The following is a 12077-nucleotide window of genomic DNA, read 5'->3' as shown; positions in this document are numbered from 1 at the left end:
GGCGGGGAGGCCGGCGGCAACGTGATCCTCGTGGACGAGCCCGGTGGGCGGCAGTGGCTCTACGCGCACGCGCGCACCGGCAGCGCCGTCGTCGAGGAGGGGCAGCGGGTCTCGGCCGGTGACGTGCTGGCGGAGGTCGGCGAGACGGGCACCGCCACGGCGCCCCATCTGCACCTGGAGCTGCGCGTGGCCGGCGAGCCGCGGAACCCCGCGCCGTTCCTCGCCGCGCGCGGCGTGGTCCTCGGCGACGGCTGGCGCGCCCCGCGCGGCTGCTGAGGCGGACCCTCAGAGGGCCAGCAGACCCCGCACCAGCGCGACGGCGCCGCCCGTGCCCGCCAGCACCAGCGCCAGCCCGCGGGCCCGCCCGGCCGGCACCCGCCGGGCGACCAGCCCGCCCAGGAGGATGCCGGACGGGACCCCCACGAGGACCACCGCCCACACCCCGGCGGGCACGCCCGCGTCCAGGCCCGCCGAGCCGAGCAGGGACTTGGTGGTCAGCGAGGTGACGTTGGCCAGCAGGAAGATCGGCTGCAGGGTGGCGGCCCAGGACCGCTGGTCCCACCGTGAGGCCACCGCGTAGACCGCGAGCGCGGGACCGGCCACCCCGGCGGTGGTGTTCATGAACCCGGCCACGGCTCCGGAGGCGAGCGCGGCGCCGGGCCCGCGCACGGCCAGGCGACGCTGGAGGCCGAGGGAGGCGGCGATCGCCACGAGGATCGAGGCGCCCAGCACCACCTCGAGCCAGGCGACGTCCAGCACCCGCACGGCCCACGCGCCCGCGAGCGAGCCGGCCACCAGGAGCGGGGCGAGCCGCAGGAAGCGGCGCCAGTCGACGTCGCGGTGGAGGACCAGGGTGAGCAGGACCGCGGAGACCACGGCGGCGGCGTTGCTCAGGGACACCCCGGCGGCGGGGCCGAGCAGCAGGGTGAACGTGGGGGCGGCGAGCATGCCCACGCCCATGCCGCTCACCCGCTGGAGGGCGCCGCCGACCAGCGTGCACAGCAGCACCGCCAGCACGAGGACCATGCGGCCAGTGTCCCACCGCCCCGGATCCGCTCCTCCCCCGGGAGGAGCGCGGGGGTGCGGGGATGGTCCCCGGGGTGGATGCGGCCGCGCGGGGCGCACGGCAGGCTCGGTGCCATGCGCTCCCCTGCCTCCGGGCCCTCCCCCGCCTCGATGACGCCGACCGCCCGCCGCCGCCTCGGCCTCGCCCTCGCGGCGGTGGTCACGGTGGCCGCGGGGCTGGCGGTGCGCCTGGGGCTGCGCGGGGTCGAGGGGGCGGCGTGGTGGACCGGCCCGGCCGGCGACGCGCTGTACGCCGTGCTGATCTACCTGCTGGTGGCGTTCTGCACGCCCCGGGCGCGGACGGCCGTCCCGGCGGGGGCGGCGTTCGGGATCTGCGCGGCGATCGAGCTGTTCCAGCTCACGGGCATCCCCGCGGACCTGGGCCAGGCGTTCCCGCCCGCCCGGCTCGTGCTGGGCACGGGGTTCCTGTGGTCGGACCTGCTGCTGTACCTGGTGGGCGTGGGCGCCGCTGCGGCGGTAGACGCCGCAGTGCGCCTCAGCCCTCGAGGCAGCGGTCCTCGGGGTCGATCTGTCCCATGATCCGCCGGCCGATCGCGGTGAGCTGACGCAGCTGGGCCCGGGTGAGCGGGTCCACGACGGTGCGGCGCACCTGGGCCACATGGCCCGGGGCGGCGGCCTCGACGGCGGCCCGGCCCTGATCGGTGAGGATCGCCAGGGTGTAGCGGCCGTCCTCAGGATCGGGGCGACGCCGCACCCAGCCGCGCTTCTCGAGGCGGGTGACCACCTGGGACAGACGGGGCAGGGAGCCCGAGGAGAGGTGGGCGAGCGCGCTCATGCGGCGCCGGCCGCCGTCGGCCTCGGACAGGCTGGCGAGCACCGAGTACTCGAAGTGGCTCATGCCGGCCTCGCGGCGCAGCTGGGCGTCCAGGGCGGGCTCGAGGCGCAGGACCACGGACATCAGCGCCAGGAACGCGCGGCGCTCCTCCTCGTCCAGCCAGGGGACGTCGGCGGCGGGGTCGCGGTGCGAGTCGGCGGGGGCGGCGTCGGACATGCCGGACATCCTACGGCAGTGAGTTCATCTCTTAAGTCGCCGCGCGAGAGCCCGTCAGTTGCACCGTGAAGTCGATCGACGTAGGGTCCGAAACCGAGAGCATGACTTCAACCGTGAACCCGAGACGGCCCCGGCCGTCGTGAGGAGGACCCCATGACCGCCGTCGCCGACCCCTGGGCCCAGCCGCTGCCGGCCGGCGCCTACGACGAGCTGCTGCGCCGCGCCCTGCCGATCACGCGGGCCCAGCGGCGCTGGGAGCCGGCGGACGGCCGGATGCCCGCGCTGTTCGTCTCCCACGGCGCCCCGCCCACCCTCGACGACCCGCAGTGGCTGGACGACCTGTTCCGGTGGGCCCAGACCATGCCCAAGCCCCGGGCGATCGTGATCGTGTCCGCGCACTGGGAGGACGCCCCCGTGGCCGTCTCCTCCGCCGCGGCGGGCACCCCGCTCGTCTATGACTTCGGCGGCTTCCACCCCCGCTACCACGAGCTGCAGTACGCCACTCCGGACGCCACGGACCTGGCCGCCCGCGTGGTCGGTGTGCTGGGCGGAGGCCGGCCGGGCGCGGTGCACCGGACCGGGCGCGGCCTGGACCACGGCGCCTACATCCCCCTCATGGCCATGTACCCGGACGCCGACGTCCCGGTGCTCCAGGTGTCCATGCCCAGCCAGGACCCGGCCGCGCTGCTGGCCCTGGGCGAGCGCCTGCGCGAGCTGCGCGACGAGGGCGTGCTGGTGATCGGCTCCGGCTTCATGACGCACTCGTTCGCCGCCATGCGGGACCCGCGCCTGTTCGGCCACGTGGACGCGTTCGACACGTGGGCCGCCGAGATGGCCCACGCCGGCGACGTCGACGCCCTGATGGGCTACCTGGACAAGGCCCCGGGCGCCCGGATCGCCCACCCGACGGCGGACCACTTCGTGCCGCTGCTGCTCACCATGGGCGCCGCACACGACCCGTCCACCACCCGCACCGTGTTCGCCCGCTTCGTGTACACCACCCCCATCCGCAGCTACACGGTCGACTGAGCCGCACCACCCCGCCCCCCCGGCGCGATCGGGTTGAGTTCTCGGAGGTGCAGTGGCCTCTGACCTCCGAGAACTCAACCCGATCCATGGGCGGGGGAGGCATAGGAGGCTCGGCGCGCGGGTCAGCCGGCGCTGACGGAGATGGGGATCGAGGGCAGGTGCTCCTGGAGGCAGAGGCCGTCGGGGGTCTCGCCGAAGACGAGGTCGCCCGGCATGGGCTCCCCCACCCGGGGCACGCCCTCGCGCACCTCCACGTTGATGTGCCACCGCCCGTCGATCCGCTCGGGCTCCCCCGCGCCGGCCCCGCGCCAGTCGTCGGGCTCACCGAGGTCCACGTCGACGCCGTCGCACACCGCGGGGGCCACGCCCGCGGCTGCGGCGTCGATCACCGAGCGCGTGGTCTGCTTCACGGCATACCCGCCCCCGCCCCACAGCAGGCGCTCGCCGACCCCGCAGCCGGTCAGTGCGAGCATTCCGCCCGCCAGCACGACGGCGACACTCGCCCACGTCCCACCTCTGCGGCCCCGGACCGCGGCCCGCACGCTCACCGCTCCCCCGCGCGGTGGCGGCGGGTGGGCTCGCCCTCCCAGCGCTGCGTCGGCTCCTCCTCGGCGGGCAGAGGCCGCACCACGTCCGTCAGCCAGAGTGTCGCGTCCGGATCGAAGCCGGCCATCAGGCAGGCGCGCCCGCCGCCGTCGTCGGTGAGGGCGCCCGTGGAGGGGTCGTCCAACATCAGGGCGCGGGTGGCCGTGGACAGGTAGCCGGCCACGGTGAGGTGGACCCCGTCCCAGTCGCGCGCCACGGACCGCCAGTCCGGCAGGAACCAGCGGCCCTGCCGGCCTGTGACGGCACCCCAGTCCGCGCGCCGGGACTCGGTGACCTCGAACGGATGCTCCCGGCACAGCGCCACCCAGTCCTCCGGTCCGCGGATCTCCAGGACCCGCCCGTGGCCGCGCACGGGGTAGGCGGAGACCTCCTCGGGAGCGTCGGAGTCCTCGATGAGGTCGAAGGCCTCCGGGATCTGTGCGCGGGTGAAGCGCATGGGGGGCTGAGTCCACCAGATCCCGCCCACCGGGCCCTCGCCCGCCTCGCGCCAGGCGCGGAAGCGGAGCTCGTCGTCCTCGGCCTTGGCCATGAATGTCTCCACGTCCTGCGGGAGCACCACGCCGGGGCCGTCGCCGGCCACCGGACGCCCCCACGGGTGCAGGCTCCACTGCCGCACCGGGCACGGCCGGGTCCACCACGCGGTGTCCGGGTGGGCGGCCACGACCTCGGCCACCGGGCGCAACGCCTCCACCACACCGTCCGCGGCGAGGAACGCCTCGTGCTCCCACGGCGCCTGCCAGTACATCGCGTCGTCCACGCTCGTCAGGAGCGCCGCGTGCAGGGTGGAGCGGGTGAGCGAGGCGGGGTCCCAGCGTCCGACGGCCGCGCGCATCGCCTCGGCCGCGTCCGCGGGTACGGGCCCGAACAGGGTCGGCGGCGGGTCGGGCAGCAGGGCGAAGCACAGGTCCCGCCCGCGGGGGCCGGTCAGCAGGGTGTCCACGGTCAGGGCGGGGACGTCGTCGCTCATGGCGCGAGCATAGGTGTGCACGGCGTCGGCGCACATACGACCACACGTGGATGTCCGAGACTGCCGTCCGGAGGGCATCTCAGCCCCGGCGCGCCTGCTCCAGGATCCCGCGGACCATGCCGCGGTGGCCGGAGCCGCCGAAGACCGCCATCAGCGGCGCGACGAGCCCGCCGAGCCGCCCGAAGCCGCGCACGCCCCGGGTCAGGGTGAGGACGGACCCGCCGTCGTCGGGCTCGATCCGGACGTGCACGTAGGCGCCACGCGGATCCGTTCCCTCGCTCCGCGGGCGCACGCCCTCGGGCCAGAACATCTGCCAGACCACTTCGCGGGCGCCGTCGACGTCGGCATCACGAACGAGGCGGTACTCGAAGGGCCGGCCCTTCAGGCTGCTCGCCAGCAGGCCCGGGGCGACCCGCACGTCCTGCCCCGCGGTCTCGGCGTCGGGGAACAGCAGGGGCCGCATCGCCTCCGCGTCCCCGACGACGGCGCCCACCGCCTCCGCGGACACCGGCACCCAGCGCCGGCCCCGCCGCGTGGTCTCCCGGAGGCCGTCGAGCAGGCCGGGGATCGGGGCGGCGGGGGCGTTGTCCTCGGCCTGGGCGTCGCCGAGGTCGGCCAGGGCCGCGCGCAGGCCGGGCAGGTCGGCGCCCGCGGCGCGCAGGGCCGCGGCCGGGCGGCCCGAGGGGTGGTCCGCCAGACCGATCAGGAGCGCCGCCGGGGACCCGGTGGCCTTCTCCAGGAACCGGGCGGCCTCGGGGTCCATGCGGAAGGAGCGCCGCGGATCCAGCCGGCCCGGCACGCGGACCGGCTCGGCCGACGGCGGCGGGGTGATGCCGAGGGCGGCCAGGTCGGCGGTGTCCCGCTCGCGGACACCGGCCCGCAGCGCCTCCGCGGTCAGGCCGTGGGCGGCGAGCGTCCGGCCTACCGGCCCGCCGACCAGGGCGAAGGCCACGAGCAGGTCGTCGAGCGTGACGGCGTCGCGGCCGGCGGCGTCGGCCTCGTGCCACGCCGCGGCGGCGAGGTCCTGGGCGGTGGCCAGGGTCCGACGCGCGGCGGCGGGCTTGGCGGCGAGCCGGCCGGGCAGGGCGGTGAGGGTGTCGGTCAGGCGGGTCATCGGGTCTCCGTCCGTCGGGGGCGGCGCAGCTCGGTGCTGACGCGGCGGCTGAACTTCTTGTGCGCGGCCTGGCGGGTCACGCCGAGCGCGGCGGCGATCTCGGGCCAGCCGAGGCCCGCGGCGAGCGCGGCCTCGACCTGCTTCAGCTCGAGCTCGTCGGTGAGACGGCGCAGGGCGGCCACGGCGCGCAGACCCCGCTGGGGGTCCTGCACGTCCGCGGCCGTGGCGGCGAGGTCCGTGCCGGCGGCGGGGTGCGCCGTCGTCGTCGAATCGGGGATGCCGGGGGATGCCATGTGTCAACCATGGTTGACGGTGGGCGTGCCGTCAACCCCGGTTGCTTTACCCGCCCCCTCCCCGAGCGTCCTCGGTTGACTTCCCGGGGGTGTCCGGCCGCAACACCCCCGAGAAGTCGACCGACGACGGAGGGGAGGGGCGGAGCGACGGATCAGCCCGCCGCGACCGGGCGGGCGGCCGGGGTGCGCCCGTGCACGAGCGCGTACTGCACCCCCGCCACCGCCACCACCGCGGCCAGCACCAGGTACATCCAGAGGTAGCCCGCCGCGGCCAGCAGTCCGCCCAGCGCCACCGGGCCCAGGCCGATGCCCACGTCCACGCCCAGGTACACCGTGGAGATGCCGGTGCCGAGCTGGGTGGGCGGGACCAGCCGCACGGCGATCGCCTGGGCGGCCGGCATCAGGGTGCCGTACCCCAGCCCGGCCAGCGCGCCGGCGAGCACCACCACGGCGTCCTGCCGGGCCACCGCGAGCACCACGAGGGACGCGGCGAAGGCCACGACGCCGATCCCCACCACGATGTTGTCCCCGCGCCGGTCCTGCAGCCGCCCCAGCACGAAGCGCATCACGAGCATGACGGCGGCGTAGGCCAGGAAGAAAAGCCCCGCACCGGCGGTGAGCCCCCGCTCCTCCGCGTAGCCGTTGAGATACGTGATCACGCCCGCGTAGCCGACGCCCACCAGCAGCATGAACACCCCGATCGGCAGGACGGCCGGGTGCAGGATCCCGCCCAGACGGAAGTCGCGGAGCAGGTGCGGCCGCGCGGCCGCGGGCGTGTCCGGGATCCGCAGGACCAGGCCGAACACGAGGCCCAGGGCGGCGACGGCCGCGGTGGCCCAGAACATCCCCGGGTAGCCCGCGGCGTCCACGAGGAGCAGGCCCAGCGCCGGGCCGAGGGCGGTGGCCAGGGTGGTGCCCAGGGCGAAGTACCCCGTGCCCTCCGCGCGTCGGGACGGGGGGATCACGGACTGCACGAGCGTCATGACGGCCGTGCTGGCCAGGGCGTAGGCAGCGCCGTGGACCATCCGCAGCGCCACGAGGGCACCGAGGGACGCGGTGGGCAGGTAGGCCAGGCACGCCAGGGTGACCACGACGAGCGAGACCAGCAGCACGCGGCGCCGGCCCAGGCTGTCCACCACGTGGCCGGCGACGACGCGCGCCGCCGTGGCCCCGACCACGAAGGAGCTGGCCGCGAAGCCCGCCGCGGACTCCCCCGCCCCGAACTGGCGCACCGCGTAGAGCGCCATGGTGGTGGTGAGCAGGTAGAAGGTCAGGTACTGGGCGAAGTTCACCAGCCAGGCCACGACGAAGGTGGGGGTGACCACCCGTGACCCGGCCTCGACGGCGCTCTCGGTGTCGGGGTGCTGCATGGGAGTCCTCTGCGACGACGTGCGCGGGCCGGGCCACACGCCCGCCCGCCGGATGTGCATCATGCAATGTTCATGATGCACACGGCAGTCTAGACTCCTCTCGCCGCCCCGGTGTGCCACCGGGCCGGGGCCCCGCCCCGACGTCGACCCCGGAGTCCCCCATGCCCGATCTGCCCGACCGCGCCGAACCCCCTGCACGACCCGCCGAGGGGGCTGAGGGCTCCGCGCCGGGGCTGGACGCCCTCGTCCACGAGCACATGCTGCTGCTGCGCCACGCGGTGCACGGGTTGGGCGCCTACCGGCGTCCCGACGCGCTGGACCGCAGCGCGGTGATCCTGCTGGCCCGCCTGGACGCGCAGGGGCCCATGACCATGGCCGAGCTCGCGGCGGCCTTCGGCCTGGACGTCTCCACCCTGCAGCGTCAGCTCACCGCCGCCGGCCGGGCCGGCCTCGTGGAGCGGATCCGGGACCCCGACGGCGGCCAGGCCCGCCGCTTCCGCCCCACCGACGCCGGCCGGGCCGCCCTGCAGGACGAGCTCGCCGCCCGCCGCGCGGCCGCCGCCCGGGTGACGGCCGCGTGGCCCGCGGAGGACGTGGCCGCCCTGGCCGCGCTGATGCGGCGGTTCAACGAGTCGGTGGAGGACCTCCGCGAGCAGCCCTGGCCGCGGGAGGGCGGCATCAGCCGTTGAGGCGCTCGCCGCCCTCGGCATGGAACAGGTGCACGCGCTCCTGCCGCGGGACCACATGGACCACGGAGCCCTTGCCCGGAGCGGTGTAGCCGCCGGTGCGGAGGGTGATCATGCGCTCCTGCCCGTCCAGGACGGTGTGGCCGTAGACGTAGGCGTCGGCGCCGAGCTCCTCCACGGTGTCCACCTCCACCTCGAGGCCGTCGCCCGAGGTGATCTCCAGGTCCTCCGGGCGAACGCCCAGGTCCACCTCGCCGCCGGCGGAGGCCAGCACCTCCCGCTCCACCGGGAGCACGGCGGAGCCGAACCGGACGCCGCCCTCAGCCAGCGGCAGGCGCAGGATGTTCATCGCCGGGGAGCCGATGAACCCGGCCACGAACACGTTCCGCGGACGCTCGTAGAGGTTGCGGGGGGTGTCCACCTGCTGCAGCAGGCCGTCCTTGAGCACGGCCACCCGGTCGCCCATGGTCATGGCCTCGGTCTGGTCGTGGGTCACGTAGACGGTGGTGGTCCCCAGGCGGCGGGTCAGCTGGGCGATCTGGGCGCGGGTCTGCACGCGCAGCTTGGCGTCCAGGTTGGACAGCGGCTCGTCCATGAGGAAGACCTGCGGGTCGCGGACGATCGCCCGGCCCATGGCCACGCGCTGGCGCTGGCCGCCGGAGAGGGCCTTGGGCTTGCGGTCCAGGAACTGTTCGAGGTCGAGGAGCCTGGCCGCCTCCTCCACGCGTCGGCGGCGCTCGTCCGCGGGGACGCCCGCGATCTTCAGCGCGAAGCCCATGTTGTCCGCGACGGTCATGTGCGGGTAGAGGGCGTAGTTCTGGAACACCATCGCGATGTCCCGGTCCTTGGGCTCCACGTCCGTGATGTCCCGGTCACCCAGGAACACCCGTCCCCCGGTGAGGGGCTCGAGGCCGGCGAGCATGCGCAGCGAGGTGGACTTGCCGCAGCCCGAGGGGCCCACGAGCACGAGGAACTCGCCGTCGGCGATCTCCAGGTCCAGGCGGTCCACGGAGGGGCGGGGGGCGTTGGGGTACTGACAGGTGGCGGACTTGAACGTCACGGAGGCCATGGGAGGGGTCCTTTCACGGGCAGGCACGTGCCCGACGATCCGGGGTGGAAAGGGGTCTGGGGGACGACGACGGGCGGCCGCCGTCCAAGCCGGTCGCCTAGGGCGGCGGGGCCGTGCTGGCGCGGCGGCGCAGGTGCAGCCGGTGCAGGATGCGGCGGGGCTCAGGCGTGCCGCGCAGGGTCTCGGCCACCAGCCGGGCCGCGCGACGGCCCTGCTCCCGGGGGGTCTGGTCCACGGTGGTCAGGCCGAGCCGGGCTGCGTCCGGGTGACCGTCCACGCCCATCACGGACAGGTCCTCGGGCACGCGCAGCCCCAGCGAGAGGGCGGCCATCCAGGCGCCCATCGCCATCTCGTCCGAGATCGCGAGGATCGCGGTCGGCCGCGGGCCGGGACGCTCGAGCAGGGCGCGCACCCGGTGGCAGGCCCCGCCGAGGGTGAAGTCCGCCTCGACCATCCGGTCCGGCGGGACGAGCACCCCGGCCCGCGCCATGGTGCGCTCGAAGCCGCGCGTGCGCTCCGTGCTCACCTGGAACTCGACGTCCTCGGGGACGGTGCCCAGGAACGCGATGTCCCGGTGCCCGAGCTCGAGCAGGTGCTCGGCCGCGAGGGTCGCCACGGCCACGTCGTCCACCTGCAGGGCGGTGAACCAGTCGGGCAGCTCGACGCCCGGGTCCACGAGGCCGCCGAGGGCGACGACGGGCCGGCCCAGGCGCGCCAGGCCCGCCAGCTCGAAGCCGCTGAGCTTGAAGGAGACGGTGGCGAGCGCGTCGAGGCGCCCCCGGTGGACCAGCTCGGAGAAGATCGCGCCCCGATGCCCCGGCGACACTCCGGCGTTGAAGAGGGTCAGGTCCAGGCCGCCCTCCATGAGCTCGTGGGCGATCCCCTCGAGGGCGGCGGCGAAGAACCACCGGTTCACGTCCGGGACCACCACCCCCACCGTGCCCGTGCGGCCGGAGGCGAGGGAGGCGGCGGGGGCGTGCGGGACATAGCCGAGCACCCGCGCGGCGTCCTGCACGCGCTCGCGGGTCGTCGCGGCGACCGCGCCGGCGCCCGTGAGGGCGCGCGACGCCGTCGCGGTGGAGACGCCGGCCAGGTGCGCGACGTCCTTGATGCCGGCCATGGGGTCTCTGCTTCTCTCGAACCGGGCCGCCGTCAGGCGGGGAGGACTGGGCCACATCCTAGGCCCGCGGCGTCCGCAGTGGAAACGTTTCCATCGGCCCCGCGACGCCGCGATCGACCACCGGCTCCGCGCCAGGACGCGCGGACAGGCCGCTTCCGCCCCCTGTGTGGACCGCCACACTGGAAACGCTTACACTGCTTCCATCCCGTCCGGGCCCGGCGAGCCCGACCCCCGGACGGCCTCGACCCCGGTCGCGACGGCGCGACCGCCCGCGGCCCCGCCGTGCGGCGATCCCACGGGGTCGTCCAGCACCGAAAGGCAGCCATGACTGCGAACATCCCCGGCGGCATGTCCCGCCGCACCTTCGCCCTCTCCCTCACCGGCGCGGTCTCCGCGCTGGCCCTGAGCGCCTGCTCGGGCGGCACCTCCTCCGCGCCGTCCTCCTCGGCGGGCTCCGCGTCCGCCGGGGCGGCCTCCTCCTCCCAGGACCTGACCCAGGGCGGGGCCACCACCATCACCATGTGGGTGGACCAGAACCGCCAGGGCCCCCTGGAGGCCGTGGCCAAGAAGTTCAAGGAGGAGAAGGGCATCACCGTCAACCTGGTGGTGAAGGACAACTCCTCCATGCGGGACGACTTCATCACCCAGGCGCCCACCGGCAAGGGCCCGGACGTGATCGTCGGCGCCCACGACTGGATCGGCGCGCTGGTGCAGAACGGCGTCATCGAGCCCCTCGAGATGGGCGAGAAGTCCGGCGCCTTCTCCGAGGCCGCCGTCCAGGCCGTGACCTACCAGGGCAAGACCTGGGGCGTGCCCTACTCGGTCGAGAACATCGCCCTCCTGCGCAACACCAAGCTCGCCCAGACCGCCCCGAAGACCTTCGACGAGCTCGTCGCCGAGAGCAAGAAGGTCGTCGACGGCGGCCAGGCGAAGTACGGCTTCGTCGTCGGCCTGGACCCGGTGCAGGGCGATCCCTACCACCTGTACCCGTTCCAGACCTCGATGGGCGCCCCCGTCTTCGCGCAGAAGGCCGACGGCTCCTACGACGTCAGCTCGCTGGCCATGGGCGGCCCCGAGGGCGAGGCCTTCGCCGCCAAGCTGGCGGAGCACGGCCCCGAGGGCACCGGCATGTTCAACCCCAACATGACGGGCGACATCGCCAAGGAGCAGTTCTTCAAGGGCCAGGCCGCGTACTTCCTGACCGGCCCCTGGAACGTGGAGGACGCCCAGAAGGCGGGCGTCGAGTTCGCCGTCGAGCCCATCCCGGCCATGGGCGACCAGCCCGCCCAGCCGTTCGTGGGCGTCAACGCGTTCTTCGTGTCCGCCGAGTCCAAGAACAAGCTGGCCGCCAACGAGTTCGTCATCAACTACCTCTCCACGGAGCAGGCGCAGGACGCCCTGTACCAGGAGGGCAAGCGCGCCCCCGCCCTGAAGGCCTCCTTCGACAAGGCGGCGCAGGACGAGGTCGTCAAGGCCTTCGGCGAGATCGGCAAGGAGGGCGTCCCGATGCCCGCCGCCCCCGAGATGGGCGCCGTGTTCGAGTTCTGGGGCTCCGCCGAGATGCGCATCATCAAGGGCGAGGCCGAGCCGGCCGAGGCCTGGAAGAAGATGGTGTCCGACATCGAGGGCAAGCTCGGGAAGTGACCCGCCCCGTCCCGGGGCGCACCCCCCCCCCGGGGCCCCCCCCGGCCCGCCCCCCCCCCGGCCCCGGCGGGGGGCCGCGGGGCCCCCCCCCCCCCCCCCCCC

Annotated in this window: 14 protein-coding genes; 5 read left to right on the top strand and 9 right to left on the bottom strand. The window is 75.1% G+C overall.

The features are described 5' to 3' along the window. A partial coding sequence (locus Q4D18_RS00700) for a M23 family metallopeptidase (RefSeq protein WP_303124804.1) occupies nt 1-276 on the top strand: 276 nt, incomplete at its 5' end. Nucleotides 277-285: 9 nt separating this feature from the next. Here the strand turns inward: Q4D18_RS00700 and Q4D18_RS00695 are convergent. Continuing rightward, nucleotides 286-1026, bottom strand: coding sequence for a sulfite exporter TauE/SafE family protein (locus tag Q4D18_RS00695; protein WP_303124803.1), 741 nt, complete (start codon nt 1024-1026; stop codon nt 286-288). Nucleotides 1027-1140: 114 nt separating this feature from the next. Here Q4D18_RS00695 and Q4D18_RS00690 point away from each other — a divergent pair, with 114 nt between their 5' ends. Beyond that, the gene (locus Q4D18_RS00690) at nt 1141-1605 is read left to right on the top strand and encodes a DUF2809 domain-containing protein (protein WP_303124802.1); all 465 of its coding nucleotides are present in this window, start codon (nt 1141-1143) and stop codon (nt 1603-1605) included. Here the strand turns inward: Q4D18_RS00690 and Q4D18_RS00685 are convergent. Next, nucleotides 1562-2077: a MarR family winged helix-turn-helix transcriptional regulator gene (locus tag Q4D18_RS00685; RefSeq protein ID WP_303124800.1), complete on the bottom strand. Its 516-nt coding sequence runs from the start codon at nt 2075-2077 to the stop codon at nt 1562-1564. The genes Q4D18_RS00690 and Q4D18_RS00685 overlap by 44 nt on opposite strands. Nucleotides 2078-2230: 153 nt before the next feature. Here Q4D18_RS00685 and Q4D18_RS00680 point away from each other — a divergent pair, with 153 nt between their 5' ends. After that, entirely contained in the window at nt 2231-3106 is an 876-nt protein-coding gene (locus Q4D18_RS00680) for a class III extradiol ring-cleavage dioxygenase (protein ID WP_303124799.1), read from the top strand. A gap of 122 nt (nt 3107-3228) precedes the next feature. On the opposite strand, the gene Q4D18_RS00675 is transcribed toward Q4D18_RS00680, so the two are convergent. From Q4D18_RS00675 to Q4D18_RS00655, 5 genes are all read right to left on the bottom strand, one after another. Next, nucleotides 3229-3579 (bottom strand): hypothetical protein, encoded by a 351-nt coding sequence (locus Q4D18_RS00675; protein ID WP_303124798.1) that lies wholly within the window; start codon nt 3577-3579, stop codon nt 3229-3231. 71 nt (nt 3580-3650) lie between these two features. Then, the gene (locus Q4D18_RS00670) at nt 3651-4679 is read right to left on the bottom strand and encodes a hypothetical protein (RefSeq protein WP_303124797.1); all 1029 of its coding nucleotides are present in this window, start codon (nt 4677-4679) and stop codon (nt 3651-3653) included. 79 nt (nt 4680-4758) lie between these two features. Then, nucleotides 4759-5793 carry a Clp protease N-terminal domain-containing protein gene (locus Q4D18_RS00665; protein ID WP_303124795.1) on the bottom strand — a complete coding sequence of 345 codons (1035 nt, stop codon included), beginning with the start codon at nt 5791-5793 and terminating at the stop codon, nt 4759-4761. After that, on the bottom strand, nt 5790-6086 hold the full coding sequence (locus tag Q4D18_RS00660; protein ID WP_303124793.1) for a hypothetical protein: 297 nt from the start codon (nt 6084-6086) through the stop codon (nt 5790-5792). Before Q4D18_RS00660 ends, Q4D18_RS00665 begins: the two co-directional genes overlap by 4 nt. Before the next feature lie 152 nt (nt 6087-6238). Next, the gene (locus Q4D18_RS00655; RefSeq protein WP_303124791.1) at nt 6239-7456 is read right to left on the bottom strand and encodes an MFS transporter; all 1218 of its coding nucleotides are present in this window, start codon (nt 7454-7456) and stop codon (nt 6239-6241) included. Nucleotides 7457-7617: 161 nt separating this feature from the next. On the opposite strand from Q4D18_RS00655, the gene Q4D18_RS00650 reads away from it, so the two are divergent. Next, nucleotides 7618-8145 (top strand): MarR family winged helix-turn-helix transcriptional regulator, encoded by a 528-nt coding sequence (locus Q4D18_RS00650; protein ID WP_295018596.1) that lies wholly within the window; start codon nt 7618-7620, stop codon nt 8143-8145. Here Q4D18_RS00650 and Q4D18_RS00645 read toward each other — a convergent pair. Then, nucleotides 8135-9211 carry an ABC transporter ATP-binding protein gene (locus Q4D18_RS00645; RefSeq protein WP_303124787.1) on the bottom strand — a complete coding sequence of 359 codons (1077 nt, stop codon included), beginning with the start codon at nt 9209-9211 and terminating at the stop codon, nt 8135-8137. The two genes, Q4D18_RS00650 and Q4D18_RS00645, sit on opposite strands and share 11 nt — an antisense overlap. A 97-nt stretch (nt 9212-9308) precedes the next feature. Next, a complete protein-coding gene (locus tag Q4D18_RS00640) occupies nt 9309-10331 on the bottom strand; it encodes a LacI family DNA-binding transcriptional regulator (protein ID WP_303124785.1) in 1023 nt (340 codons plus the stop codon). A gap of 324 nt (nt 10332-10655) precedes the next feature. Between Q4D18_RS00640 and Q4D18_RS00635 the strand changes: the two genes are divergently transcribed. Then, entirely contained in the window at nt 10656-11975 is a 1320-nt protein-coding gene (locus Q4D18_RS00635; protein WP_303124783.1) for a maltose ABC transporter substrate-binding protein, read from the top strand. Nucleotides 11976-12077: the final 102 nt, after the last annotated feature.

The organism is Micrococcus sp., from assembly GCF_030523875.1.
Taxonomy (GTDB): Bacteria; Actinomycetota; Actinomycetes; order Actinomycetales; family Micrococcaceae; genus Micrococcus.
The sequence above is the reverse complement of the archived record's forward strand: the minus strand, read 5'-3'. Positions and strand labels throughout refer to the sequence as shown.

Bases quoted from the DNA above. Each gene is read 5' to 3' on its own strand.
- Q4D18_RS00695 (WP_303124803.1), bottom strand. From the start codon at position 1,026: ATGGTCCTCGTGCTGGCGGTGCTGCTGTGCACGCTGGTCGGCGGCGCC.
- Q4D18_RS00690 (WP_303124802.1), top strand. From the start codon at position 1,141: ATGCGCTCCCCTGCCTCCGGGCCCTCCCCCGCCTCGATGACGCCGACC.
- Q4D18_RS00685 (WP_303124800.1), bottom strand. From the start codon at position 2,077: ATGTCCGACGCCGCCCCCGCCGACTCGCACCGCGACCCCGCCGCCGAC.
- Q4D18_RS00680 (WP_303124799.1), top strand. From the start codon at position 2,231: ATGACCGCCGTCGCCGACCCCTGGGCCCAGCCGCTGCCGGCCGGCGCC.
- Q4D18_RS00675 (WP_303124798.1), bottom strand. From the start codon at position 3,579: ATGCTCGCACTGACCGGCTGCGGGGTCGGCGAGCGCCTGCTGTGGGGC.
- Q4D18_RS00670 (WP_303124797.1), bottom strand. From the start codon at position 4,679: ATGAGCGACGACGTCCCCGCCCTGACCGTGGACACCCTGCTGACCGGC.
- Q4D18_RS00665 (WP_303124795.1), bottom strand. From the start codon at position 5,793: ATGACCCGCCTGACCGACACCCTCACCGCCCTGCCCGGCCGGCTCGCC.
- Q4D18_RS00660 (WP_303124793.1), bottom strand. From the start codon at position 6,086: ATGGCATCCCCCGGCATCCCCGATTCGACGACGACGGCGCACCCCGCC.
- Q4D18_RS00655 (WP_303124791.1), bottom strand. From the start codon at position 7,456: ATGCAGCACCCCGACACCGAGAGCGCCGTCGAGGCCGGGTCACGGGTG.
- Q4D18_RS00650 (WP_295018596.1), top strand. From the start codon at position 7,618: ATGCCCGATCTGCCCGACCGCGCCGAACCCCCTGCACGACCCGCCGAG.
- Q4D18_RS00645 (WP_303124787.1), bottom strand. From the start codon at position 9,211: ATGGCCTCCGTGACGTTCAAGTCCGCCACCTGTCAGTACCCCAACGCC.
- Q4D18_RS00640 (WP_303124785.1), bottom strand. From the start codon at position 10,331: ATGGCCGGCATCAAGGACGTCGCGCACCTGGCCGGCGTCTCCACCGCG.
- Q4D18_RS00635 (WP_303124783.1), top strand. From the start codon at position 10,656: ATGACTGCGAACATCCCCGGCGGCATGTCCCGCCGCACCTTCGCCCTC.